Origin of the sequence: Cereibacter sediminicola, from assembly GCF_007668225.1 — a bacterium.
Classification (GTDB): Bacteria; Pseudomonadota; Alphaproteobacteria; order Rhodobacterales; family Rhodobacteraceae; genus Cereibacter_A; species Cereibacter_A azotoformans.
Map to the genome: position 1 here is coordinate 21,644 of NZ_VDEK01000019.1, position 24,249 is coordinate 45,892.

Sequence of the window (24,249 nt, forward strand, 5' to 3'; positions counted from 1 at the left end):
CTTCATCCTCCGCCAGCGGCCCCGCGGGTGACGCAGCGGCGAACTCGCGGCCGCAGGCAACTTCTCTGATTGACCAAGTGGCGGGCGGTGCTAGCCTTTCGGTCAAAGCTCGAGGACATGACATGGATTTTCTGGCGCGTGCGACCTCCATCGTCGGCAACACGATGGTCCTGATGAGGCGGTTCGGCTCGCCCGGCACCCAGGCGGTGGGGGAAAGCCCCGCCATCCCCGAGGCCAGGAAACAGGGGATCATGACGCTCAAGATGCCCGCTGCGCACGGCTGGGCACCGGGACACCTGCCCACGCCGGCGCCCGGCCTGAAGGTCAACGCCTTTGCCACGGGGCTCGAGCATCCCCGCTGGATCGAGGTCCTGCCCAACGGGGACGTTCTCGTGGCCGAAGCGCGCCAGATCCCCACGCCCCCCAAGAGCCTCCTGGATCGCGCGGCACAGGCCACCATGCGGCGGGCGCGCGCCCTCGGCGACAGCCCGAACCGCATCACGCTCCTGCGCGACAGCGGGCAGAGCGGCGAGACCACGCAGCGCGAGACCTTCCTTGTGGGCCAGAACCAGCCCTTCGGCATGGCGCTGGTCGGCGACACCTTCTATGTCGGCAACACCGACGGCATCGTGGCCTTCCCCTACCGCGAGGGCGCAACGCGCCTCGAGGGCGAGGGCCGCAAGCTCGTGACCTTCAAGCCTGGCGGGCACTGGACGCGCAGCCTGATCGTCTCGCCCGACGGCCGCCGGATCTATGCGGGCGTGGGCTCGCTCAGCAACATCGGCGACGACGGGATGGAGGCGGAAGAGGGCCGCGCCGCGATCTGGGAGCTTGACCTGGCCTCGGGCAACTCGCGGATCTACGCCTCGGGCCTGCGCAACCCGGTGGGGCTGGCGTGGGAGCCCGCGACCCGCGTCCTCTGGACCGTGGTGAACGAGCGCGACGGGCTGGGCGACGAGACACCTCCCGACTATCTGACCTCGGTCGAGGAAGGAGGCTTCTACGGCTGGCCCTACTGCTACTGGAACCGCATCGTGGACGATCGCGTGCCCCAGGATCCGGCGATGGTGGCGCGCGCGATCACGCCCGACTATGCGCTTGGCGGGCATACAGCCTCGCTCGGCCTGTGCTGGGTGCCGCCGGGGACCTTGCCCGGCTATCCGGGCGGAATGGCCATCGGCCAGCACGGCTCATGGAACCGCTCCAAGCTGAGCGGCTATCGGCTGATCTTCGTGCCCTTCGCGAATGGCCGCCCCTCGGGTCCGCCCCGCGACATCCTCACGGGCTTCCTCTCGCCCGACGAAAAGCTTGCCTATGGCCGCCCCGTTGGCGTCGCGGTGGGCCCGGACGGCCGGTCCCTCCTGCTCGCGGACGATGTGGGCGACGTGATCTGGCGCGTGACGGGGGCGTGAGAGGGCGCGGCCTCGCGGTCAACGCGACCCTACGTCCCCTTCTGGCGACCGCGCGGCCCGCCTAGACTGGTCCGGTTGATCCCCGGCTGATCCGGCCGGGGGTTCCATGCCGCAAGGACTGCCACGATGATCGAGCCCGCCGCCCGCCCCGAACCCCGCCGCATCTTCATGCTCGGCGCTACGGGCACGATCGGCCGCGCGACCGTCAGGGCCCTCCTCGCCCGCGGACATGAGGTGGTCTGCTTCCTCCGGCCCCGCGCCTCCGGCGGGCGCCTCGACCTGCCGGATGGCGCGATCCTGCGCTACGGCGACGTCACCGACCCCCTGTCGCTTGCCCGCGACGGTTTTCAGAACGAGCGGTTCGACGCGCTCGTCTCCTGCCTCGCCTCGCGCACCGGCGTCCCCCGCGACGCCTGGGCCATCGACCACAAGGCCCATTCCGACGCGCTCGCCGCGGCCCGCGCGGCCGGCGTGAGGCAGGTCGCCCTGCTCTCGGCGATCTGTGTGCAACGTCCCCTTCTCGCCTTCCAGCAGGCCAAGCTCGCCTTCGAGGACGAGTTGATGCGCTCGGGTCTCGACTGGTCGATCGTGCGCCCCACGGCCTTCTTCAAGTCGCTGTCCGGGCAGGTGAAGCGGGTGCAGGAGGGCCGCCCCTTCCTCGTCTTCGGCAACGGAGAGCTGACCGCCTGCAAGCCGATCAGCGACGACGATCTGGGCCGCTACATGGCGCTCTGCCTCGAGGATCCGGCCCTGAGAAACCGGATCCTGCCCATCGGCGGCCCCGGCCCCGCCCTTACGCCCCGGGCGCAGGCCGAGATGCTGTTCCGCCTGGCGGGGCGAGAGCCGAAGGTCCGGCATGTGCCGGTCGCGCTGCTCGACACGATCATCGCAGTCCTCTCGACGCTCGGGCGAGTGGCGCCGAAGCTGCGCGACAAGGCCGAACTGGCGCGCATCGGCCGCTATTACGCCACCGAGTCCATGCTGCTCCTCGATCCGGCGACGGGACGCTACGACGCCGACGCCACCCCCTCCTTCGGCCAGGAGACGCTGGAGGAGTTCTACACCCGCCTCCTGCGCGGAGAAGCGACCGTCGATCTGGGCGAGCACGCTGTGTTCTGACGGGTGGCCCGGCCGGCGGACCGCGGCCGTCAGGGCAAGAGGATCGCGCGGAAGTCGTTGACGTTGGTGCCGGTCGGCCCCGTCACCACCTGCGCGCCGAGCGCGGCAAAGAAGCTGTGGGCGTCATGCCCGGCCAGCGCCTCGGCCGGATCGAGCCCGGCCGCGCGCGCCGCACCCAGAAGCGCCGCCCCGCCCACCGCGCCGGCCACCTCGGCCGCGCCATCGACCCCGTCCGTATCGGCCGCAAGCGCCCAACCCGGAAGATCGCGCGCGTCCAGCAGATAGGCGAGCAGGAACTCGACATTGCGCCCACCGATGCCCGCGGGACCACGGATCGACACGGTCGTCTCGCCGCCGGAAAGCAGCAGGCAGGGACGCGCAAACGGTTGATTGCGAAGCACGACCTGTCGGGCGAGCCCGGCGAGAACCCGCCCCGCCTCACGCGCTTCCCCCTCCAGCGCATCGCCCAGGACATGGACGGCGAGCCCCTCGGCGCGTCCGGCCTCGGCCGCAGCCTCCAGCGCCATCTGCGGCGAGCAGACGATATGGCTCTCGACCCGGCCCAGCCTCGGATCACCCGGCTTGACGCTCTCGGCGCCCTCGGTGTCCAACGCCGCCTCAATCCGTGGCAGGTCCAGCCCCAGCCGACGCAGCACCGCGCTTGCATCCTCGACCGTCGTCAGATCCGCATGACAGGGCCCTGACGCGATGACGCTGGGATCGTCCCCCGGCACGTCCGAGACAAGCAGCGCCACCACCCGCGCCGGTGCACAGGCCGCGGCGAGCCTGCCCCCCTTGACCCGGCTGAGGTGCCGGCGCAGGCAGTTCATCTCGGCGATGGTCGCGCCCGAGGCCAGCAGCGCCCGGTTCAGCTCCACCTTGTCCTCCAGAGCCAGCCCCGGAAGCGGCGCCACCATCAGCGCCGAGGCCCCCCCCGAGATGACGGCGATCACCAGATCGTCGGGGCCTAGCCCCTCGGTCAGCGCCAGAAGCTCGGCGGTCGCCGCGATACCGGCGGCATCGGGAACCGGATGGGCCGCCTCGCGCAGCGCAATCCGGCGCAGCGAGCCGTCACCCCCCTGCCCGTGCCGCGTGATGACGAGGCCCGAGAGGCGCGGAAAGGCGGCATAATGCTCCTCCACCGCGCGCGCCATGCCCACGGCGGCCTTCCCCGCGCCCAGAACGAGGATATGCCCCGCCGGCGGAGGCGGCAGAAGCGGCGGAATGCGCGCTCCGGGCTGAGACGCCTCCACCGCACGGGCAAAGAGCCCGCGCAGGAAGGCCGCGGCCGTGGCGTCGTTCCAGTCCGTCATCTCGCGCCTCCAGCACCCCGGCCACACCGGCCGTTCCGCCCACCATTCCAGCCCGATCCGGCCAAGGCAACAGGACGTGTCAGAAGTTCACCTGATCGCCGCCCTTCAGCGCCGCCCTCAGGTCTATGACGCGATCTGCCGAACGCTGCTCGACAGCACGCTCAAGCCGGACAGCCTGACCTCGATCCGAGAGCTTGCGGACGAACTCGGGGGCTCGACCATGCCGGTACGGGAAGCGGCCGCCTCGTGGCGCAGGGCGCGCTTTCGGTGCGCAAGAATCGCGCGGTCGAGGTGCCCCGCATGACTTAGGACGAGTTTCGCGAACTTACCCGTACCCGCCTGCTGCTCGAACGCGAGGCGGCGCGGCTGGCCGTCGAGCGGATGCTGCCGGACGAGGTGGCCGGCATCCGCGCGCTTCATGTGCAGTTCCGGGACGAGATGGGCTTGGGCAACCGCTCGGCGGCGCTGATGACCAACCGGCTTCTGAATTTCGCGCTTTATGACGCCGCACGGTTGCCCACGATGCGCCAGATGATCGGCACGGCATGGCTGCGGGCCGGGCCGCTGATCTCGCTCGGCATCGGCGCCCGGACGGGTGGCAGTCGCGCGGAACATTCCATCGTGGCGCACGGCCAGCTTGTCGCGGTCCTGGAGGCTGGCGATGCCGAGGCGGCCGCCATCCCTTGACCAGAGGGCTCTCCATCGTGAACCTCTCCTCCTTCGCCGGACGGACGGGATTTGCGCTCCGCGCTCCCTATGCCGCGGGCAAATGGGGGGTGATCGGCCTCACGAAGTCGCTTACGATCGAGTTGGGCGAGGCCGGCATCCGCGTCAACGCCATCCTGCCGGGTCTTGTGGCGGGCGACCGCCAGCGCCGGGTGCTCGAGGCCAAGGCCCAGAGCCGCGGCCAGAGCTGCGCCGACGTGGAGGCCGAGGTGTCTCGCCCGTCACCCCTCGGGCGCTTCGTGTCGGGCCAAAGCCTTTCGGTCTGCGGCGATACGCGGATGATTGCCTGACACAATCCTTGCCCGGGTCACTCCGCGGCGGCCTGCACCGGCTCGGTCACCAGCCGCAACTCCTCCATCCGCTCGGCGTCGAGGATGTAGATCTCGCGCGCGGGCGTCTCCATCCCGTGCATCATCAGCCGCGGGTCGATGCCCATCCGGTCGAGATAGCGCATGACCTCGGCCTGACCGCGCTGCACATCCTCGACGGCGAGGAAGGCGGGCAGCAGGCTGTTCTCGCCGAAGTAATGCTGGTGCACCCCGACGAGCCCGCCAGGCCGCACCCGGCGCGGATCACCGCCCGCCAGCAGATAGGGGCAGGCCGACAGGCAGACAGCACCGCCGCCCACCTCCGTCGCGGCCCCGAGCGCGCGGATCTGCCGGCCGATCAGCAGCGCCTCGGCGACGACCCCGCCCGAACTGTCGAGCGCGACCGTTCCGGGCCGCACGGCCTGCTCCTCGAGGAACCGGGCAAAGCGGGCAGCGTCACCCTGCGCAATCTGCCCGATGACACTAACCCGGCCGTCTTCGTGCGCAAACTCGAGACGGGCGGGCATCGGCCGCATCTGCGGCCCGTCGGTGCCGGGCGCCGGGCGAAGGTCGGGGCGATAGGGCCGCATCTGGGGCACCGTGGCCGGGGCGAAGAGATCGGCCGGAGACGGCGGCGCGGGCCGGGCCAGGTCCATGCCAATCAGCGCGGCCCCGATCGCCACCTGAAGGATCAGCATGGCCCAGATGGCCCGGCGCGGCGGGGCGGGAGCCGTCACGCAAGAGCCCTCACCGGTCCGCATCCCGGTGCGCGTCGGCGTCCTGCAGAAGCCGGGCGGCCGCCAATGCGGCCCGCAATTCGGCCACCGTCATCGTCTCTTCCGACATCCCCTCGCCGCGCCCTGCCCGGATGGCCGCCTGTGTCACCATCACGATGAAGACGAGCACCGCCGGCAGAAGGTCGATGGCGATCGCTCCGGCCCAGCTGGGCACGAAATTTCCGGCGTAGCGGATCACGGCATCGGCGGCCGAGATCGGAGTATAGATCGTTTCCTCTGTCGCGGGCAGCGCCTCGACCTCGGCGGCGGCACCGCGCAGCGTCTCGGCCCGCTGGCGCAGAAGCGAGAGGACCGAGTCGATGGTGCTGGCCTGGCTCGACCGGGCGAGGTCCGATCCCCCGTCGAGTTCGGGAAGCACGACGGATTCGGCCAGATCCTGCGCGGCCCGCGCCACCAGCGGCGCGACGTTCAGCTGCCTGAGCTGCGCCACGATGCCAGCAAGCCGCACCGCTTCTTCCGAGAACCGCACCGAACGCTGCTCGACCGGCCCTGCCTCCACCGTCAGGGCCCGCATCCGGCTGAGGATGGCGTTGCCTTCGGCGAAGGCCGCCGCCACCGGCGCATCCTGCGCCCCGATCTGCGTCTCGAGCGCCGCAAGCTCTGCGGCCTTCTGGGTCAGGACGCGGAAGACGGCCCCGCGCCCGGCGAAGCCCGAAAGGTCGCCCGTCGCCTCCTGCTCGGAGAGGTCGCCGAAGCTCTGCCTCACCCGCGCGACGTCGCGCCCGAGGCTCTGACCCGCGATCGCGTTGGCATGGGCGCGCTCCAGCGAGGCCTGATAATCCTGCACCGTCACCGCCAGATGCTGCTCGACCGCCGCCGCCCCGGCCAGCGCCGCCGCGTTGAGCCACGAGGACATGGCGACGATGGCAAGGCTGCCAAGGGCCATCGAGCACAGCAGCCCGATGCGGGACGAGGCGCTGCGCATCGCGGGCAACAGCCGCATCATGTAGGACCAGAAAACGAAGATCCCGACCGAGACCGCAATGGAATAGGAGAGGGCCGCGAAGGTCGTCCAGGCGCCGGTGTCGTCGAGCAGCGTCCGCACGCCGAGATAGGTGTAGATGCCGGACGCCGCCGCCAGCACTCCCAGCGCCACCCCGGTGAAACTGTCAAGCCAGCCGAGGTGCCGCTCCAGCTCCCGCGCATGACGGGCACCCGACCGCTCGAGAGGCATGCGCATCCCCGTCTCGGGACGATGATCCGGGGCGGCCGGTTCCGGCTGACCTGCGGGCCGCAGGGGGCCCTGCTGCATCTCGGTAGGGGTGTCGGGCATGCGCTCAACCTTCCGTGCAAGGCTCGGCGTCGGAGGGCTCCGCGCGAAGGCCGATCTATGCTGCGCGATGGCCTCGGCGAAGGTGCATCCCCTTCACGCCTCTTCAAGAAGTTGCGAGGGGCGGCTCATCGCGCCGCCACGATCCTCGCCGTTGCGGGGATGAAGGCCATGAGGGCGGCCAGCATCCAGAAGGCAAAGGGCAGGCTTGTCAGGTGCGAGGCGAAGCCGATCAGCGCCGGCCCGGCCAGGATACCGGCATAGCCGGTGGTCGTGACGGCGGCGATCGCCAGCGCGGGCGGCATGACGGTCTGGCGTCCGGCAAGGCTGAAGAGCACCGGCACGATGTTCGACGCCCCCAGCCCGATCAGCACGAAGCCCGCCAGCGCCCCCGGCCGCCAATCCCACGAGAGGAGGATGGCAAAACCTGCCAGCGTCAGAAGGCCGCCCTGCACCAGCACGCGCCGGTCGCCCAGGACCATCACGATCCGGTCTCCGGTCAACCGTCCCACGGTCATTGCGATCGAGAAGAGCATGTAGCCAAGGCCGCCCCCGGCGGGCTCGACCAGCCCCCGCCCCACAAGGAGAAGCGCCCCCCAGTCCAGAAGTGCGCCCTCGACGAGGAAGGTGATGGCGGCGAGGCCGGCGAGCAGGAGGACCGCCGCCCGGGGCACGGCGAGCTTGGGCGGCTCGCCGCCCTGCGCGCGCAAGAGCCTCGGGGCGGCGCCGAGCACGGCCGCCAACGCCACCGCGCTTCCCACGCCGGCCGCCGCAAGGGGCGACAGGCCCTGTGACAGCATGAGGGTGACAAGCCCCGCCCCTCCAAAGCCGCCCACGCTGAAGAGCGCGTGAAACCCGGACATCAGCGGCCGGTCCGACTCCCGCTCGACCGCCACCGCATGCACGTTCATCGCCACGTCGAGCGTGCCGAGCGACGCGCCGAACAGGAGCAGCGCCAGCGCCAGCAGCCACGGCTGCCCCGCGGCGGCCAGGACGGGCAGGCAGAGGGCCATCCCGATCCCCCCCAGGAGGATCATCGGGCGCGAGCCGCTGCGCGCGCTGACCCAGCCGGTGACGGGCATGGCGATCAGCGAGCCGATCCCGAGGCACAGGAGCAGGAGGCCAAGCTGCGCCTCATCCACGCCCGAGCGGGCCTTGGCAAAGGGCACAAGCGGCGCCCAGCAGGACATGGCAAAGCCCGCCGCAAAGAAGGCGAGACGGGTGGCAAGGCGGGTGTCGGACGTATTGGCGGAGGTCAAGGGCGAGGGGCTCGCATGGGAGAGGCGTCCATCGACGCAAAGGGGGTCATCGCCCCACCCCTGCGGATGCGGCACGCGCGTCAGCCGCGCTTCTGCTTGAACCGATCCGTGGTCAGCGTCTCCGTCGTCACCTCGATCTTCTGCGGGATCTTGTAGGGCTCCAGCCGCCCTGACAAGCCCTTGCGGACAAGTGTGCGGATCTCGGAGGCGGAGAGGCGGGGGTCCTCCATTCGGACGCGGGCACAGACCGCCGTGCCGAGCAGCGCGTGGGGCATCCCGTAGACCGCCGCTTCGGCCACGCCTGGCAGAGCCAAGATCGCGCCCTCGACCTCGGCGGGAAAGACCTTCTGGCCGCCCACGTTGATCATGTCGCCCGATCGGCCGAGAAAGCGCAGCCGGTCGCCGTCCGCCTCGACGAGATCGCCGGTGCGATACCAGCCATCCTCGGTGAAGGGGCTGGGCGCGTTGAGGTATCCCAGCATGGCAGTCTCGGTGCGGATCTCAAGAAGGCCCTCCCGCACCCGCCAGGATGCGCCCGCGCCATCGAGCCGGATCCAGCGCGACCGGCCCCCGTCCGAGCGTGACCGCAGGGCCCCCAGCTCGGACGTGCCGTATTTCTGGACCAGCCGCGCCGCCGGGAAGGCATCGGCCACCCGCTCCAGCAGCGCCTGCGGCATCATCTCGGCACCATAGGTGACGACACGCAGGCTGGGCAGCCGAAGGTCGGGCCCGCCGTTCAACAGGAGGAGGTTGAGGAACGAGGGCGCCGTCGGCAGCACCTCGACGCCGTGGCGGGCGATCCGGTCGATCACCGTCGGCACGGACCTGTCGGGCAGACAGACGAGGGTCGAGCCGTTCGCCAGCGCGTAAAGCAACGTGTCGATGCCAGCGATGTGGTCGAAGAGCAGGAAGGCCAGCGTCACCAGATCCTTGCCCTGCGCCGCAAACTTGGACAACAGCCGACGCACGTCATGGACAGCCCCCTTTGGCGCCCCGGTTGTGCCCGAGGTGAAGATCACGAGACCCGGCGCGTCCTCACGCCTGAGCCTCTCGATCAACGGGTGACGCGAGGCGCCGCCGAGCGGGATCAGACGCTCGGCGGCCGCCTCGACGCGCCAGCCTGCATCGGCCACCGTGGCGAACTCCTCCTGCCGTTCGGCGCTGCTCGGGGCCACCGGCGTGACAACCGACCCGTGCCGCCAGAGCGCAAGCAGCCAGGCCACGGCCGCCGCGCTGAAATCGCCGCACAGCTGGACCGAAGCCCCGCGCGGCACCTGCGCGGCGGCCAGCCGTCCGGTCGCCTCCTCGATCCTCTGCAGAAGGGCGGCGTGGCTGATCTCGGTTCCGTCCGGCTCGACGATCGCCACCTTCCCGCCCGCGGCCCGCATCGGGTCGAGCAGGATGCCGAGGGCGTCGGCCATGTCAGACACCCCCCAGATAGATCGTCTGGCCCGTCACGAAATCGGACTCGGGCCGCAGGAAGAAGTCGCAGACGTTCAGGACGTCCTCCATCGTGCCATAGCGCGGAATGGCCTGCCGGGCGATCAGCGCGCTCATCTTCTCCTCGGGGACGGCGCCCACAAGATCGGTAGGCACCGGCGTCGGGCCCACGGCGTTCACGGTGATGCCCATTGGCGCCAACTCGCGGGCGAGAACCTCGGTCAGGGACACGACCGCCGCCTTGGAGGCCGCATAGGCCGCCTCTCCCTCCAGCTTGAGCGGCGTGGCCACCGTCGCGAAATTGACGATCCGGCCGAACCGATGCCGCCCCATGAGCTTGGCCGCCTCGCGGCAGAACAGGAACGTTCCCAGCACGTTGGTGGCGAAGACGCGCTGCACCGTCCGGCCCGGCGTCAGCAGCACATGGTTCATCGACGCGATGCCCGCATTGTTCAGCAGCGCGTCGAGACGGCCCTCCCGCCGGCGGACGTCCTGCATCATGCCGGCCACCGCCCGCTCGTCCGCCACATCAAGCTCGTAGTGGCGGTAGCGCTCGTGGGCGAGGTCGCTTGCATCGCGCGAGCAGCCGACGACGGTCCAGCCGCGCCCGAGGTAGGTCTCGGACAAGGCCCGGCCGATGCCCTTGCGTGTCCCGGTGATCGCGATCACCCCGCTCATGCAGCGTCGGCCTCGGCCGCGATGTCGGCCGCATAGTCAGCCAGGCTGCGCAGACTGCGGTAGGGGCTGCGCTTGCGCGACATGGCCGACTCCGAGGCCAGCACGATGTCGAGGCCCGTCTCGTCGCCCACATGCTGCTCGGCCGCCATGACGAAATTGACCAGTCCGAGCGAGTCGAGCGGGCTGCCCTCTCCATACAGGACGGCGTCGGGGTCCGACGAGATCTGCCGGTCGGCCGGAAGCGACAGGTTCACCTCCTCGACCGCATTCTGAAGGGCCTTGAGCAGCTGGCTCTTGTCCACGTTCATCGAAATATCCTCCATGAAAAAGGTTCGTCAGCAATTGTCCGGCTTCGCCTTGGGCAGAACCCGTGGCGGCGGCACGAACAGCGTGCAGTCCGACGGCACATCCGCCGAGATCACGCAGTTCGGGCCGATGGTGACGTTGTTGCCGATGGTCACGTTGCCCATGACCACCGTGCCCACGCCAAAGCGCACGCTGTTTCCGATCACCGGCCCCCGGCCCTCCGTCCAATCGGTGCCGACGCCGAACGTCACGTTCTGCCGGATCACGCAGTTGTGGCCGATGGTGGCATAGCGGTGGATCACGATCCCGCTCTGGTGCCCGATCTCGAGCCGCCGGCCCACGCGGACCGTGTCCTCCAGCTCGATCCCGTAGATGTTGCGGCAGAAGAGCTGGCCTGCCCGGTGAAAGACGCGGGCAAGCTGGCGGAGAGGCGCGCGCAGGTTCTGCGCATGAACCCCCACCCGATGGACCCAGAGAGTGTGAAGACCCGGCGCGAACGGATCGCGCCCGTGCGCCCGGAAATCCTCGCCAATGAGGAAGCGGAAACCGACCCGGCGGATGAGCGCCGCCTCGTCTCCGTCGAACGGCTGCTCGAGCATACGCTCCAAGTCATGCTCGCGCGAGTAAACGTTTCGCGGCGCTGCCAAATCCCTGTTCAAATCCCGTGCAGTCAAATCAGCGTTATCTGTCATGCTCACCAAGCGAATCTCGCTTCGACCGACATGGCGGCTGCGGCCCGAAAATGCAGGGACGCTTTCGCATAATGCGACAAAAGATCGTCATGTCTGGCATGGTCCCTGCCCTCTTGGAAAAACCGCAGGGAACCGCGTCCGATGTTGAACCTACAGCATCAGATCAAAGCAAATCAGCGTTGTCCGGCGGATCAGCGGCCGGAATAGCCACCCGGAATCGCACCGGGTCCAAGCGATGGAAAGCAGGGTAGCGCGCTCATCCCGTGTGACAACCCTTTAACGACAATCGCGGCCGGAGGGCCAGGACCGCCACCCGTGGCATCGCCGAAAAAGGTCGGGCGCACAGGATGTTGTCGCCCTACTGTCCGAATGGTCGGGTAGAGTATTCCCCTTTTTCAGGCGGGCATGAAAGCCACAACCGGCGGCTGGCGATTCGGGGCGCTCGCCAAGGGGCCTATTGTCGCAGATTGTCCGCATTCTCCCGCCCGGGCGCCCGACACCCTGCAAGACTGGAAACTACAACTAAAGGTTTTCCCGACGTTATGGGCCTTGGGACGTGGCAAAGACAGGCTCACATGAAACTGAACATCAAGATCAAGCTGGCCGTTACCTTCCTTCTGGTCTTCCTGCTCATGGGGGCCGGAACCGTGCTGGGTATTCTCGACCTGCGAAACTCGAATCAACTGGTGCAGACCATCGTCGAGACGCAGGCCGCGCGCGTCGAAGCCGCGAGCCGGCTCGAGATCCAGCAGACACAGTTCAATGTCATCCTGCGGGACTATGTGACCGCTCAGGATGCCGCGGAACGCGCCGCACTGAAACAGGACATCGTTCAACTGCGGGCCGACATGAGCGCAAGCATCGAGCGGCTGGAACTCCTTGCCGACGATGCGGGGATGCCGATGATCATCGCCTATGCCGAGCAGCGCAAGGCCGCTGCGGCGATCAACAACCGCGTGTTCGAGCTTGCCGATCGGGGCGAGACGGCGACCGCCTCGCGCCTGCTCGCCACTGACGCACGACAGGGAATGGAGAAGCTCGCCGCCAATCTCGAGGCGTTCCGCAGCACCTACAGCAACCAGATGGCGGCGGCGACCGCCTCTGCCAGCCGGGATCTGACGGCGAGCGTGCTCAACCTGTCCCTGCTTGCCCTGGCAGGGGTGCTGTTCGGGACGATCGCCGCGACGCTCGTGACAGCCTCGATCGCGCGCGGCCTTCGGCGGACACTGGACCTGACGCAACGGGTGGCCCGCGGCGACCTGACCACGCTGGCCGATGACCAGGGCTCGGACGAGATTGCGCAGTTGCTCAAGGCGAGCAACTCCATGATCCTCCGCCTGCGCGAGGTCGTCGGCCGTGTGACACTCGCCACCAATCAGGTGGCCGCCAACAGCCGGATCATGGCCTCCACATCCGAGCAGCTGTCGCAGGGCAGCAGCGAACAGGCCTCGTCCACGGAAGAGGCGTCCGCCTCGGTCGAGCAGATGGCCGCCAACATCCGGCAGACGGCGGACAACTCCTCCCGCACCGAGGAGATCGCCCTCAAGTCGGCCGAGGATGCGCGCGCCTCGGGCGGTGCCGTGCGCGAGGCGGTGGCTGCCATGGGGGCGATTGCCGAACGCATCCTCGTCGTGCAGGAGATCGCCCGTCAGACCGATCTTCTGGCCCTGAACGCAGCTGTCGAGGCCGCCCGCGCGGGCGAGCACGGACGGGGCTTTGCGGTCGTCGCGGCCGAGGTGCGCAAGCTGGCCGAGCGGAGCCAGTCCGCTGCCGCGGAAATCTCGCAGCTGTCGTCGCGGACCTCTGCAGCCGCCTCCACCGCGGGCGAGATGCTCGAGCGGCTGGTGCCGGACATCGAGCGCACCTCCACGCTTGTCTCCTCGATCTCGGTCGCCTCGCGCGAGCTGTCTACGGGGGCACAACAGGTGGCGCTGGCGATCCAGCAGCTTGATCAGGTGACACAGCAGAACAGCCACTCGGCGGAAGCTCTGGCCGAGGGAGCAGGAGAGCTGTCCACCGAAGCCGACCAGCTCAAGGACGCGGTCGGGTTCTTCCTGATCGACGTTGCATCAGAGCGGCCGGCCCGCGATCCTCAGCCCGCGCCGAAGTCCGTTCCGCCGGCGGTGCGGAAGCCTGCCCTGCAGGTCGCCTCAAAACCGAAGGGGTTCCACTTCGACATCGGCGACACCGACATGGACGAACTGGACACAGCGTTCCAGCGCACCGGCTGATCCTTGCTGTTCCAGGCAAGCGGCGATCACCCCGTGCCGCAGCGCAAGCTGCATCGGGGTGGTCCTCCGCGCCTGCCTGGGAACCGTTCTATCCCGCCGAAGCTGCTGGCTTCCGGCGCGGCTTTTTCGGGGCTGCGGCCTCTCCGGCAGCCGCCTTTTCAGACCCTTCTGCGTCAGCCTTCGCCTTCCGGGCGCGCGGCTTCGGCGTGGCCACCGGGGCGGCCGGCGCCACAGCCTCGGCTTCCGCCGCAATCTCGGCTTCGGCGCGCAGCCAGAAATCCTGATCGCGATCGCCGGGCTGGCCCTCCGCTTCCCAGAGTTCGTAGGCGCGCTGGCGCACGCGGGCTTCGAGGTCATTCATCGTGTTTGTCCCTCCGGTCATGGAAATCCGTTCGCCTCCTGCCCATGGGGCGCAGCTTGCCGCAGCATATGGAGATTTTCCGAAATCCGCAAAGCCGTCCCGTCTGGCTGTCTCCGCTCTTCCCCGCCAGCGCGCGATGGCTGGACGATGCGAAGGCAACTGCCTGCAAGCGCGGCAGTTCCGCTGTCCTTGTCGGAACTCGGGTCCTCGGCAAGGCCACGGCAGGCGGCGTCGGGGCGCGACGAGACACCGTCAGCCGGCGACCGAGCGATACCAGCGCACGATCACGGCCCGCTCTTCCGGCTCCATGTAGCTCAGGTTGCCGGGTGGCATGGCGTGGGTGATGCCGGCCTGCAGATAGATGCGGCGCGCCTCGTGCGCGATCTCGGCCGGGGTCTCGAGCCGCACGTTCTTCGGCGGCCAGTGGAGCCCGTCCCAACCCGGCTCGGCGGCGTGGCACATCGAGCACCGGCCCATCACGATGTCCGCCACCTCGGGAAAATCCGGTGCGGCGGCGAAGCGCATCGCAGAGCCGCCCAGCAGGGCAGCCTCCTCGGGCGCCTCTCCGCGCATCGGAGCCGTCGAAAGCCAGGCGATCACGAGAAAGATCACCGCGGTCACGGCCCAGGTCCAGTGCGGGTTGCCCTTCCGCGCGTGCCGCATGTTGAACCAGTGCCGGATCGACACGCCCATGAGGAAGACCAGCGACGCGATCAGCCAGTTCCACTCCGTCGCGAAGATCAGCGGATAGTGGTTCGACAGCATGAGGAAGATCACAGGGAGGGTCAGGTAGTTGTTGTGCGTGCTGCGCTGCTTGGCGATCTCGCCGTAGCGCGGGTCCGGTCGTCGGCCCGCCTTGAGGTCGGCCACCACGATCCTCTGGTTGGGCATGATGGTGATGAAGACGTTTCCGCTCATGATCGTGGCGGTGAACGCCCCCAGGTGCAGCAGCGCCGCCCGGCCCGAGAAGACCTGCGCGTAACCCCAGGCCATGCCGACCAGAACCCCGAAAAGCAGGATCATCAGAAGGGTCGGATGCCGTCCAACCGGCGACCGGCAGAGCCCGTCATAGACCAGCCAGCCAAGCCCGAGCGATCCCAGCGAGATGGCCACAGCCTGCCACACCGTCAGGTCCATGACATTCGGATCGATCAGGAACAGCTCTGCCCCGAAGTAGTAGAGCAGCACCAGAAGCGCGAAGCCCGAGAGCCAGGTGGCATAGCTCTCCCATTTGAACCAGGTGAGATGCTCGGGCAGGAAGTCGGGCGCCACGAGATACTTGTTGATGTGATAGAAACCGCCCCCGTGGACCTGCCACTCTTCCCCGTGGGCCAGCGGCGGCAGGGACGCGGTCTTCCGCAGGCCAAGATCCAGCGCGATGAAATAGAAAGAGGATCCGATCCAGGCGACAGCCGTGATGACATGTGTCCACCGCGCGGCTATCATGAGCCACTCCCAGAGCACGGCGTAATCATACATCGGAAAGCTCCCCCGCTGCGGCCACAAAGGCGTCAGCCCGTTGTTCCCGGATCGCGCGGAAAGTGCAATCGCCTGCTCGAGGCGCGGCGGCATTCGACGCAAGGTTGCCGAAGATCCGGCCAGCCGCCGCCCGCCCGGCCCGCTCTTGCCGCGACGGAACGCCGCGGCCAGAAGGGCCGGGCCATGAACAGGAGCCAGGGTCACACCCATGAAGGAGCCGTCTTTCAACGTCCTCGGCCGCCCGCTCGAGACCTGCTCACGCGATCCCCTGACCGGCTTCTTCCGCAACGGCTGCTGCGACACCGGCCCGTCCGACGCGGGCCAGCACACGGTCTGCGCCGTGATGACCGCCGAGTTCCTCGCGCTTTCGAAGTACCTCGGCAACGACCTCTCGACGCCGCGGCCGGAGTTCGGCTTTCGCGGCCTCAAGGCGGGGGACCAGTGGTGCCTCTGCGCCGGCCGATTCCTGCAGGCGCACGAGGAGGGAGCGGCGCCGCGCGTGCGGCTGGAGGCCACGCACCGGCGCACGCTCGACGTGGTTCCGCTCGACGTGCTCAAGCTCTATGCGATCGACCTCAGCTGAGCGGGTGCCGCCGGCGAACGGACGAGCCCGTCAGCTCCTGCCGGTTCAGATCTTCATGTCGAAGCCCAAGTGCTTCGCCACCGTGAAGATGTCCTTGTCGCCGCGCCCGCACATGTTCATCACGATGATATGGTCGCGCGGCAGGGTCGGCGCGATCTTGATGACATGGGCCAGCGCATGCGACGGCTCCAGCGCCGGAATGATCCCTTCCAGCGCGCAGCAGAGCTGGAAGGCCTCCAGCGCCTCGGCGTCCGTGATCGAGACATACTCGGCCCGGCCGATGTCATGCAGCCAGGCATGTTCCGGCCCGATGCCGGGATAGTCGAGGCCCGCCGAGATCGAGAAGCCCTCGAGGATCTGGCCGTCCTCGTCCTGCAGCAGATAGGTCCGGTTGCCATGCAGAACGCCCGGACGACCGCCGGTCAGCGAGGCGCAATGCTCCATCCGGTCATCGACACCCTTGCCTCCGGCCTCGACGCCGATGATCCGCACGGAGGGATCGTCGAGGAACGGGTAGAAGAGCCCCATCGCGTTCGAGCCACCGCCGATCGCCGCCACGACCGTGTCGGGCAGGCGGCCCTCGCCCTCCTGCTCGGCCAGCTGCCAGCGCACCTCCTTGCCGATGATCGACTGGAAGTCGCGCACCATCGCGGGATAGGGATGCGGGCCGGCCACGGTGCCGATGCAGTAGAAGGTGTCGCGGACGTTGGTCACCCAGTCGCGCAGCGCGTCGTTCATCGCATCCTTCAGCGTGCCGCGGCCGCTCGTCACCGGCACCACCTCGGCGCCCAGCAGCCGCATGCGGAACACGTTCGGCGCCTGACGCTCGACATCATGCGCACCCATGTAGACCACACATTTCAGCCCGAACTTGGCGCAGACCGTGGCCGTCGCCACGCCGTGCTGGCCCGCGCCGGTCTCGGCGATGATCCGGGTCTTGCCCATGCGGCGAGCCAGGATGATCTGGCCCAGCACGTTGTTGATCTTGTGCGCGCCCGTGTGGTTCAGCTCATCGCGCTTGAGGTAGATCTTGGCCCCGCCCAGATGTTCGGTCAGCCGCGGCGCGAAATAGAGCGGCGAGGGCCGCCCGACGTAGTTCTTCCAGAGATCCTCCATCTCGGCCCAGAAGTCCGGGTCGGTCTTGGCATGTTCGTAGCGCGCCTCGAGGTCGAGGATCAGCGGCATCAGCGTCTCGGAGACGAAGCGCCCACCGAAGATGCCGAAGCGCCCCTGCTCGTCCGGGCCGGTCATGTAGCTGTTGATGCCGTCCTCGGCCATGGCGCGCACTCCCTGTCAGTCCAGCGACCGTTTATACCCGATGTGCGAGGCGGTAAAGCCGAGCCGCTCGTAGAAGCGGTGGGCGCGCTCGCGCGAGCGGTGGGTGGTCAGCTGGATCAGGCTCGCTCCGGCGGCGCGGGCGCGCGCCTCGGCATCGGCCATGAGCGCGGCGCCAATGCCCTGCGAGCGGAGGGCCGCGTCCACTCGAACCGCTTCGACCAACGCCCGTGTCGCCGCGCGCAGCGACAGGCCCGGCAGGATCGCAAGCTGGTAGGTGGCCACGACGCGCCCCCCGGTCTCGCCGACGATCAGGAACAGGCCCGGGGCCTCGGCCATACGGTCGAATGCCGCCAGGTAGCTCGCTGGATCCGCTGTCTCACGCGCGGCGCCAAGCGGGTCATCGGCCAGAAGCGCCACGATGCGGCCGACATCCTCGCGCCGGGCTGCGCGGAAACGGATCACCGGGTGGCCTTCAGGAAGGCCTCGATCCTTGCCGCATCCTTCACGCCGGGCGCCGATTCGACACCCGAGGACACATCCACCTGCGTGGCGCCCGTGCGCCGCACGGCCTCGGCCACATTCCCCGGCCCGAGGCCGCCGGCCAGCATCCAGGGCCGGATCCAGTGACGCCCGGCGATCAGACGCCAGTCGAAGGTCAGCCCGTTGCCACCGGGCAAGGCCGCGCCCTTGGGGGCCTTCGCATCGATCAGGATCTGATCGGCGGCCAGCGAATGCTCCAGTATCTGGGGCAGGTCGGTCTCGTCCGACACGCCCACCGCCTTCATCACCGGCAGGCCATAACGAGCGCGCACCTCGGCCACACGTTCGGGCGTTTCATGCCCGTGCAACTGGAGCATGTCGAGCGGAACGGCCTCGACGATCTCATCCAGCGTCGCATCGTCGGCATCGACGGTCAGCGCGACCTTCGCGAGCCCCGGAGGCGCCGCAAGCGCCAGACCCTGCGCCTGGGCCAGAGAGAGATGACGCGGCGATTTCGGGAAGAACACCAGACCGACGTAGGCCGCGCCCGAAGACGCGGCCGCTTTCACATCAGCTTCCGTCCGCAATCCACAGATCTTGACGCGGACAGCAGCCATCAGGCCGATTTCGACAGGGCCGTCAGAACATCGTTCTTCGGCGCACCGGCCGCGTTGGCCGTTTCGACCTTGGACTTGAGGGTCGAGACCTCACGCTGCAGGTTCTTCACTTCCTTCGACTTGCGGCGCACCTCGGCCCGGTGCTTGTGCTCGCGCATCCACTCCCAGACGAAGCCGATCAGCAGGCCGGCCACGATGCCCCCGAAGATGACGGCGTAAAGCGGAAGCGCCATCGACCAGGCGGCCCAGTCGGTGCCGACGAAGGTCGCCAGATTTTCCGGCATGAGTTTCACCGTCACCGGATCCCGGTGAGCCAGCGCGACGGTCAGAAGCACGACCGCAAGGAGGACGAGGAACAGAATACGCAACCAACGGATCATTGGGTCCTTGCTCACCATTCAGAGGGGCAATGCCGCGCGTTCACTTCGCGTTCAGGCGGTCGCGCAGCAGCTTGCCGGTTTTGAAGAAGGGAACCTTCTTGTCTTCGACTTCGACGGCTTCACCCGTTCTCGGGTTGCGGCCGACTCTGGCATCCCGGGACTTGACCGAGAATGCGCCGAATCCGCGCAGTTCCACCCGGTCACCCCGGGCGAGCGCCTCGATGATCTCCTCGAAGACCGTGTTCACGATCCGCTCGACGTGGCGCTGGGTCAGATGGGGATTCTCGTCGGCTATTTTCTGGATCAGTTCCGATCGGATCATCCTTGCCCCCCTGAGCCGCCTTCGGCGGACGCCTTGTTCTGGAAAGGATAGAGGAAAAGATGGCGCGGCACAAACTGGAAAACCGTGGATTCTGCAGCACTTCCGGGCCATGGGCGAAGAAATGCAAGGGGCCCCGCGTTCCCGCGGGGCCCCCGTTTCGTCCCTGAGGCGAACTCAGCCGCGCTCGCTGTTGCGCAGCGCCGCGCCGAGGATGTCGCCCAGCGACGCGCCCGAATCGGACGAGCCATACTGTTCGACGGCCTCTTTCTCTTCCGCGATCTCGCGCGCCTTGATCGACAGGCCCAGACGGCGGGTCTTGGAGTCCACGTTGGTCACGCGCACGTCGACCTTGTCACCGACCTGGAAACGCTCCGGGCGCTGGTCGGCGCGGTCGCGCGAGAGGTCAGAACGGCGGATGAACGACTTCATGCCGTTGTAGTCCACCTCGATCCCGCCGTCCTCGATCGCCGTCACCGCCACGGTGATCACCGAGCCGCGCTTCACGCCCTCGATGGCTTCCGAGAAGGTGTCGTCGCCGAGCGCCTTGATCGAGAGCGAGATCCGCTCCTTGTCGGTGTCGACTTCCGTCACGACCGCCTTCACGACGTCGCCCTTGCGGTAGTTCTGGATGGCTTCCTCGCCGCGCTGGTCCCAGCTGAGGTCCGAGAGGTGCACCATGCCGTCGATGTCGTGCTCGAGGCCGACGAACAGGCCGAACTCGGTGATGTTCTTCACCTCGCCCTCGATCTGGGTGCCGACCGGGTGCGTTTCCGCGAACACTTCCCACGGGTTGCGCATGGTCTGCTTCAGGCCCAGCGACACGCGGCGCTTGGCGCTGTCGATCTCCAGCACCATGACGTCGACTTCCTGCGAGGTGGAGACGATCTTGCCGGGGTGCACGTTCTTCTTGGTCCAGCTCATTTCCGAGACGTGGACCAGACCCTCGACACCGGCTTCCAGTTCGACGAACGCGCCGTAGTCGGTGATGTTGGTCACGCGGCCCTTGTGGACCGACCCGATCGGATAGGCCTTTTCCACCGCATCCCACGGATCCGACTGGAGCTGCTTCATGCCCAGGCTGATGCGGTGGGTTTCCTTGTTGATCTTGATGACCTGGACCTTCACGGTCTCGCCGATCGACAGGATCTCGGACGGGTGGTTCACGCGGCGCCACGCCATGTCGGTGACGTGCAGCAGACCGTCCACGCCGCCGAGGTCGACGAACGCACCGTATTCGGTGATGTTCTTGACGACGCCGTCAACGGTCTGGCCTTCGTAGAGGTTCGAGATGACCTCGGCACGCTGTTCGGCGCGGCTCTCTTCCAGAATCGCGCGGCGCGACACGACGATGTTGCCGCGGCGACGGTCCATCTTGAGGATCTGGAACGGCTGTTTCATGCCCATCAGCGGGCCGGCGTCACGCACGGGGCGCACATCGACCTGCGAACCCGGCAGGAAGGCCACGGCGCCGCCGAGATCGACGGTGAAGCCGCCCTTGACGCGGCCGAAGATCGCGCCCTCGACGCGGGTCTCGTTGGCGTAGGCCTTCTCGAGACGGTCCCAGGCTTCCTCGCGCTTGGCCTTGTCGCGGCTGATGACAGCCTCGCCCCGGGCGTTCTCGACGCGATCGAGATAGACCTCCACCTCGTCGCCGACCGACAGATCGACCGAGCCGGACATGTCGGCAAATTCCTTGAGATCGACGCGGCCTTCCATCTTGTAGCCGACGTCGATGATGGCCTGGCCCGCCTCGATGGCGATGACGCGGCCCTTCACGACCGAACCCTCCTGGGGGGTGTCGATCTGGAGGCTCTCGTTCAGGAGGGCCTCAAATTCTTCCATGGTTGCTTTGGCGCACATGCAGTCAGTTTTCCTTTTCACGCATTTCACGGGCCTGGCGGTTGTCTCCGCCGGTCTTTTCACCTGCCCAAGGCCAGCCTCGCTCAAAACGACAAGGGCCGAGGATTACTCCCGACCCTGCGCCTGCCTGAGTCCGATGGCTTCGATCGCCTTGTTCACTGCGGCGTCTATAGTCAGTTTCGTCGTGTCAAGCAAGAGCGCATCCGGGGCCGGCCGGAGCGGAGCCGCCTCACGTTCGCGGTCGCGCCGGTCGCGCTCGCGCAGATCTTGCAGGATCTCGGCCTCGGACTGCTCGCTCCCCTTGGCCGCCAGCTCCAGCCAGCGCCGCCGCGCGCGCTCCTCGTCCGAGGCGGTCACGAAGAGCTTCACCTCCGCCTCGGGACAGATCACCGTGCCGATGTCGCGCCCGTCCAGCACCGCCCCACCCTCGCGCCGCGCGAAACGCCGCTGGAACGCCACCAGCGCCGCCCGCACCTCGGGCAGCGCCGCCACCCGGCTCGCCGCCTGCCCCGCCTCGGCCGAGCGCAGATCGCCGCGCTCGAGATCGGACATCTCCAGCCCGCGCGCCGCCGCCACCGGCTCCGCCCCTTCGGCCACCCTCGCCCCCACGGCGCGGTAGAGCAGCCCCGTATCCAGATGCGCAAACCGGAAATGCGCCGCGACCGCCCGCGAGATCGTGCCCTTGCCGGCGGCCGCCGGCCCGTCGATCGCCACCGTGAAGCGCATTCCGCAGCCTTTCATTCTCGCCCAAATATCCCGCGGGGGCGCGGGGGCGCGAAGCCCCCGCTTCCGCCCTCAACCGTCCGACAGATCCGCCCCGAGCGTGCGCATCAACCCCATGAAGATCGGAAAGGAGGTCACGATGGGCGAGCCGTCGTCCACCGCGACCGGCGCCTCCGCGGCCATGCCGAGCACGAGGAAGCTCATCGCGATGCGATGGTCCAAGTGGGTGGCGCAGGTCGCCCCTCCCGGAACGCGCCCCATCCCGTGCACGATCAGCGTGTCCTCGTCCTCCTCGATCCGCACGCCGCAGGCCTCGAGCCCGCGCGCCATGGCGTCGATCCGGTCGCTCTCCTTCACGCGCAACTCCTTCACGCCGCGCATGATGGTGGTGCCGTCCGCGAAGGCCGCCACCACCGACAGGATCGGATATTCGTCAATCATCGAGGGCGCGCGCTCGGGCGGCACCTCCACCCCCTTCAGCTCCGAGGCCCGCACGCGGAGGTCGGCGACCGGCTCGCCCCCTTCCTCGCGCTCGTTCTCGAAGGCGATGTCCGCCCCCATCTCCAGCAGCGTCACATAAAGGCCATCCCGCGTCGGGTTCCGGCTGACCCCCGGCACGAGGATCTCCGAACCCTCCACGATCAGCGCGGCGCAGACCGGAAAGGCCGCCGAGGACGGATCCCGCGGCACCGCCACCGTCTGCGGCCGCAGCTCGGGCTGCCCCGTCAGGGTGATGATCTGCCCTTCGGGCGCGGCCTCGACCGTCAGCTCCGCCCCGAAGCCGCGCAGCATCCGCTCGGAATGATCACGCGTGGCCTCGCGTTCGATCACCACCGTCTGCCCCGGCGCGTTCAGCCCCGCGAGCAGGACGGCCGACTTCACCTGCGCCGACGGCACCGGCACCGTGTAGCGCACCGGCACCGGCTCGGCCGCCCCCACGAGCGTCATCGGCAGCCGCCCGCCCTTGCGCCCGTAGGCGCGCGCCCCGAACAGCGCCAGCGGATCGGTCACCCGCCCCATCGGCCGCTTGCGCAACGAGGCGTCGCCCGTGAAGGTGGCAGTGATCGGCGAGGTCGCCATCGAGCCCATGATCAGCCGCACCCCCGTCCCCGAGTTGCCGCAGTCGATCACCTCCGCGGGTTCGGCAAAGCCGCCCACACCCACGCCATGCACCGACCAGTCGCCCGGGCCATGCTGGATCACCTCGGCCCCGAAGGCGCGCATCGCCCTGGCCGTATCGATCACGTCCTGCCCCTCGAGCAGGCCCGTGATCCGCGTCTCGCCGACAGCCATCGCGCCGAGGATCAGCGCGCGGTGGCTGATCGACTTGTCGCCCGGGATCGCGGCCCGCCCCTTGAGCGGCCCCGAGCGGCGGGCGGTCATCGGTTGGGCGGCCCCGTGTCCGGACATGGTCTTCCTCCAGCTTGACGGCGCGAGCCTTACCCAATGCGCCCCGTCCGGTCCAGCGCCAAACCCGGCCCGACCTGTCGCCCCCGAAGGTCGCCGCAGCCTGTCCCGGGTCGCCCCGGTGGCGATCGTGCGAATCCGCGAGTGGCCCGTCCCACAAAGCTCGCGCAGGATGCGAGGAACGGCCCGCAACCCACTCCTCCCTCAGAGGAATTGCCAATCCGCCCTCAACCCTTCCGTCGGAAGGTCAGGTAATGCGGCTCCCGCCCTTCGCGCAGCGCCTTCTGCTCGTAGCGGGTCGAGAGCCAGTCCTCCCACGGGGTGCCGCTCTGGTTCACCAGATCGAACCCCGCAAGCGGCACCTCTTCCAGCGTCTGCCGGACATAGTCGGGAATGTCGGTCGCCACGCGGAACTCTGCCCCCGGCGCAAGGACACGCGCCAGCGGCTGCAGATGGCCCTGCGTCACGAAACGGCGCTTGTGATGGCGTTTCTTCGGCCAGGGATCGGGATAGTTGAGGAAGGCCTTCCCGATCGAGCCTTCCGGCAGCACGTCAAAGAGATCGCGGACATCACCCGGGTGAATGAGCAGGTTCTCGACGCCAGCCGCGCGGATCTTGCCAAGCAGCATCGCCACGCCGTTCACGAAAGGCTCGCACCCGATCAGGCCCACCTCGGGGTTCCGGGCGGCCATATGGACCATGTGCTCGCCGCCGCCGAAGCCGATCTCGAGCCAGACCGGCCGACCGCCGAACAGGGCGCCCAGATCCAGAGGCCGCCGATCGGGGTTCTCTTCGGCCGTGATGCCCGCGGGGCGAAGCCTGCCGAGATCCTCGGTGAGGTAGGTCTTCTGTGAGGGTCGGAGCGTCTTGCCCGACCGCCGCCCATAGAAGTTGCGCCAGCCCGGCGCCGGCTCGCCCTCCGCGCCCGGCGCCACCCCGGCCGGTATCTGTCCAATGCCGGATTCGGCAGTCTTGTCGTGGGTCATTTCGGCACCTCTCACCGCCTGTGCCAGCCCCTAAACGTCGCCGCCGCGCAGGTCAACCGCCCGTCGTGCAAGATCGCGCGCTCTCGGGAACCCGCGGAACCTCGAACAGCATAAACCTTGCATGTCAACAGGTTACAGGCATGTCAGGGCGGCTGTTATCCGATAGCAGCGCCGGGTTTTTGCCTGACACCGCCGTTCGACCCATGTTGCGGAGCAGCAAAC

General features: G+C 68.5%; 26 protein-coding genes and 1 other annotated feature. Of the genes, 7 read left to right on the top strand and 19 right to left on the bottom strand.

All coding sequences use genetic code 11. The annotated features are described in order from the left end of the window. The first annotated feature begins 122 nt into the window (after nt 1–122). Nucleotides 123–1,412: a PQQ-dependent sugar dehydrogenase gene (locus FG154_RS13100; RefSeq protein ID WP_145108639.1), complete on the top strand. Its 1,290-nt coding sequence runs from the start codon at nt 123–125 to the stop codon at nt 1,410–1,412. A gap of 126 nt (nt 1,413–1,538) precedes the next feature. Further along, nucleotides 1,539–2,531: an NAD(P)H-binding protein gene (locus FG154_RS13105; protein ID WP_145108642.1), complete on the top strand. Its 993-nt coding sequence runs from the start codon at nt 1,539–1,541 to the stop codon at nt 2,529–2,531. A 29-nt stretch (nt 2,532–2,560) separates the two neighbouring features. Here the strand turns inward: FG154_RS13105 and FG154_RS13110 are convergent, their stop codons facing one another. Beyond that, entirely contained in the window at nt 2,561–3,844 is a 1,284-nt protein-coding gene (locus FG154_RS13110; RefSeq protein WP_145108645.1) for a glycerate kinase type-2 family protein, read from the bottom strand. A gap of 76 nt (nt 3,845–3,920) precedes the next feature. On the opposite strand from FG154_RS13110, the gene FG154_RS13115 reads away from it, so the two are divergent. The 3 genes from FG154_RS13115 (at nt 3,921) to FG154_RS13125 (ending at nt 4,860) form a co-directional block, all read left to right on the top strand. Further along, complete coding sequence (locus FG154_RS13115) at nt 3,921–4,148, top strand: GntR family transcriptional regulator (protein ID WP_186312359.1); 228 nt, start codon at nt 3,921–3,923, stop codon at nt 4,146–4,148. A 77-nt stretch (nt 4,149–4,225) separates the two neighbouring features. Next, entirely contained in the window at nt 4,226–4,531 is a 306-nt protein-coding gene (locus FG154_RS13120; protein ID WP_246100265.1) for an FCD domain-containing protein, read from the top strand. Continuing rightward, nucleotides 4,528–4,860: an SDR family NAD(P)-dependent oxidoreductase gene (locus tag FG154_RS13125; protein WP_281282076.1), complete on the top strand. Its 333-nt coding sequence runs from the start codon at nt 4,528–4,530 to the stop codon at nt 4,858–4,860. The genes FG154_RS13120 and FG154_RS13125 overlap by 4 nt, the downstream gene beginning before the upstream one ends. Nucleotides 4,861–4,877: 17 nt before the next feature. On the opposite strand, the gene FG154_RS13130 is transcribed toward FG154_RS13125, so the two are convergent. The 7 genes from FG154_RS13130 to FG154_RS13160 all read right to left on the bottom strand — a co-directional run bounded on the left by FG154_RS13130 (nt 4,878) and on the right by FG154_RS13160 (nt 11,227). After that, nucleotides 4,878–5,615: a COG3904 family protein gene (locus tag FG154_RS13130; protein ID WP_145108654.1), complete on the bottom strand. Its 738-nt coding sequence runs from the start codon at nt 5,613–5,615 to the stop codon at nt 4,878–4,880. Nucleotides 5,616–5,625: 10 nt separating this feature from the next. Next, entirely contained in the window at nt 5,626–6,948 is a 1,323-nt protein-coding gene (locus tag FG154_RS13135; RefSeq protein ID WP_145108657.1) for a hypothetical protein, read from the bottom strand. Nucleotides 6,949–7,073: 125 nt separating this feature from the next. Beyond that, complete coding sequence (locus FG154_RS13140) at nt 7,074–8,204, bottom strand: MFS transporter (RefSeq protein ID WP_145108660.1); 1,131 nt, start codon at nt 8,202–8,204, stop codon at nt 7,074–7,076. Between the two features lie 80 nt (nt 8,205–8,284). Beyond that, the gene (locus tag FG154_RS13145; protein ID WP_145108663.1) at nt 8,285–9,625 is read right to left on the bottom strand and encodes an ANL family adenylate-forming protein; all 1,341 of its coding nucleotides are present in this window, start codon (nt 9,623–9,625) and stop codon (nt 8,285–8,287) included. A 1-nt stretch (nt 9,626) separates the two neighbouring features. After that, nucleotides 9,627–10,322: an SDR family NAD(P)-dependent oxidoreductase gene (locus FG154_RS13150; RefSeq protein WP_145108666.1), complete on the bottom strand. Its 696-nt coding sequence runs from the start codon at nt 10,320–10,322 to the stop codon at nt 9,627–9,629. Further along, on the bottom strand, nt 10,319–10,630 hold the full coding sequence (locus tag FG154_RS13155; protein WP_145108669.1) for a hypothetical protein: 312 nt from the start codon (nt 10,628–10,630) through the stop codon (nt 10,319–10,321). The genes FG154_RS13150 and FG154_RS13155 overlap by 4 nt, the downstream gene beginning before the upstream one ends. A gap of 27 nt (nt 10,631–10,657) precedes the next feature. Next, nucleotides 10,658–11,227, bottom strand: coding sequence for a serine O-acetyltransferase (locus tag FG154_RS13160; protein ID WP_246100271.1), 570 nt, complete (start codon nt 11,225–11,227; stop codon nt 10,658–10,660). A 270-nt stretch (nt 11,228–11,497) separates the two neighbouring features. Next, nucleotides 11,498–11,553 (bottom strand) — a sequence feature (sul1 is cis-regulatory element that is thought to sense ions involved in sulfur or methionine metabolism; They are found in Alphaproteobacteria). Between the two features lie 342 nt (nt 11,554–11,895). On the opposite strand from FG154_RS13160, the gene FG154_RS13165 reads away from it, so the two are divergent. Next, the gene (locus FG154_RS13165) at nt 11,896–13,551 is read left to right on the top strand and encodes a methyl-accepting chemotaxis protein (protein WP_145108675.1); all 1,656 of its coding nucleotides are present in this window, start codon (nt 11,896–11,898) and stop codon (nt 13,549–13,551) included. Between the two features lie 88 nt (nt 13,552–13,639). Here the strand turns inward: FG154_RS13165 and FG154_RS13170 are convergent, their stop codons facing one another. After that, nucleotides 13,640–13,912, bottom strand: coding sequence for a DUF2934 domain-containing protein (locus tag FG154_RS13170; RefSeq protein ID WP_145108678.1), 273 nt, complete (start codon nt 13,910–13,912; stop codon nt 13,640–13,642). A gap of 252 nt (nt 13,913–14,164) precedes the next feature. Then, nucleotides 14,165–15,391 carry a urate hydroxylase PuuD gene (locus FG154_RS13175; RefSeq protein ID WP_145108681.1) on the bottom strand — a complete coding sequence of 409 codons (1,227 nt, stop codon included), beginning with the start codon at nt 15,389–15,391 and terminating at the stop codon, nt 14,165–14,167. Nucleotides 15,392–15,599: 208 nt separating this feature from the next. On the opposite strand from FG154_RS13175, the gene FG154_RS13180 reads away from it, so the two are divergent. After that, nucleotides 15,600–15,974 (top strand): DUF2237 family protein, encoded by a 375-nt coding sequence (locus FG154_RS13180; protein WP_145108684.1) that lies wholly within the window; start codon nt 15,600–15,602, stop codon nt 15,972–15,974. 45 nt (nt 15,975–16,019) lie between these two features. Here the strand turns inward: FG154_RS13180 and trpB are convergent, their stop codons facing one another. The 9 genes from trpB to trmB form a co-directional block, all read right to left on the bottom strand. Further along, nucleotides 16,020–17,252: a tryptophan synthase subunit beta gene (trpB, locus tag FG154_RS13185; protein ID WP_145108687.1), complete on the bottom strand. Its 1,233-nt coding sequence runs from the start codon at nt 17,250–17,252 to the stop codon at nt 16,020–16,022. A gap of 15 nt (nt 17,253–17,267) precedes the next feature. Next, entirely contained in the window at nt 17,268–17,714 is a 447-nt protein-coding gene (locus tag FG154_RS13190; protein ID WP_145108690.1) for a GNAT family N-acetyltransferase, read from the bottom strand. Further along, the gene (locus FG154_RS13195) at nt 17,711–18,349 is read right to left on the bottom strand and encodes a phosphoribosylanthranilate isomerase (RefSeq protein ID WP_145108693.1); all 639 of its coding nucleotides are present in this window, start codon (nt 18,347–18,349) and stop codon (nt 17,711–17,713) included. The genes FG154_RS13190 and FG154_RS13195 overlap by 4 nt, the downstream gene beginning before the upstream one ends. Further along, nucleotides 18,349–18,729 (bottom strand): LapA family protein, encoded by a 381-nt coding sequence (locus tag FG154_RS13200; RefSeq protein ID WP_145108696.1) that lies wholly within the window; start codon nt 18,727–18,729, stop codon nt 18,349–18,351. Before FG154_RS13200 ends, FG154_RS13195 begins: the two co-directional genes overlap by 1 nt. A gap of 40 nt (nt 18,730–18,769) precedes the next feature. Then, nucleotides 18,770–19,051 carry an integration host factor subunit beta gene (ihfB, locus tag FG154_RS13205; protein ID WP_011910760.1) on the bottom strand — a complete coding sequence of 94 codons (282 nt, stop codon included), beginning with the start codon at nt 19,049–19,051 and terminating at the stop codon, nt 18,770–18,772. A 174-nt stretch (nt 19,052–19,225) separates the two neighbouring features. Next, nucleotides 19,226–20,911: a 30S ribosomal protein S1 gene (gene rpsA, locus FG154_RS13210; RefSeq protein WP_145108699.1), complete on the bottom strand. Its 1,686-nt coding sequence runs from the start codon at nt 20,909–20,911 to the stop codon at nt 19,226–19,228. Nucleotides 20,912–21,016: 105 nt separating this feature from the next. Then, a complete protein-coding gene (locus FG154_RS13215) occupies nt 21,017–21,637 on the bottom strand; it encodes a (d)CMP kinase (RefSeq protein ID WP_145108772.1) in 621 nt (206 codons plus the stop codon). Nucleotides 21,638–21,706: 69 nt separating this feature from the next. After that, a complete protein-coding gene (gene aroA, locus FG154_RS13220; RefSeq protein ID WP_145108701.1) occupies nt 21,707–23,044 on the bottom strand; it encodes a 3-phosphoshikimate 1-carboxyvinyltransferase in 1,338 nt (445 codons plus the stop codon). 224 nt (nt 23,045–23,268) lie between these two features. Beyond that, nucleotides 23,269–24,027: a tRNA (guanine(46)-N(7))-methyltransferase TrmB gene (gene trmB, locus FG154_RS13225; protein WP_246100267.1), complete on the bottom strand. Its 759-nt coding sequence runs from the start codon at nt 24,025–24,027 to the stop codon at nt 23,269–23,271. Between the last annotated feature and the right edge of the window lie 222 nt (nt 24,028–24,249).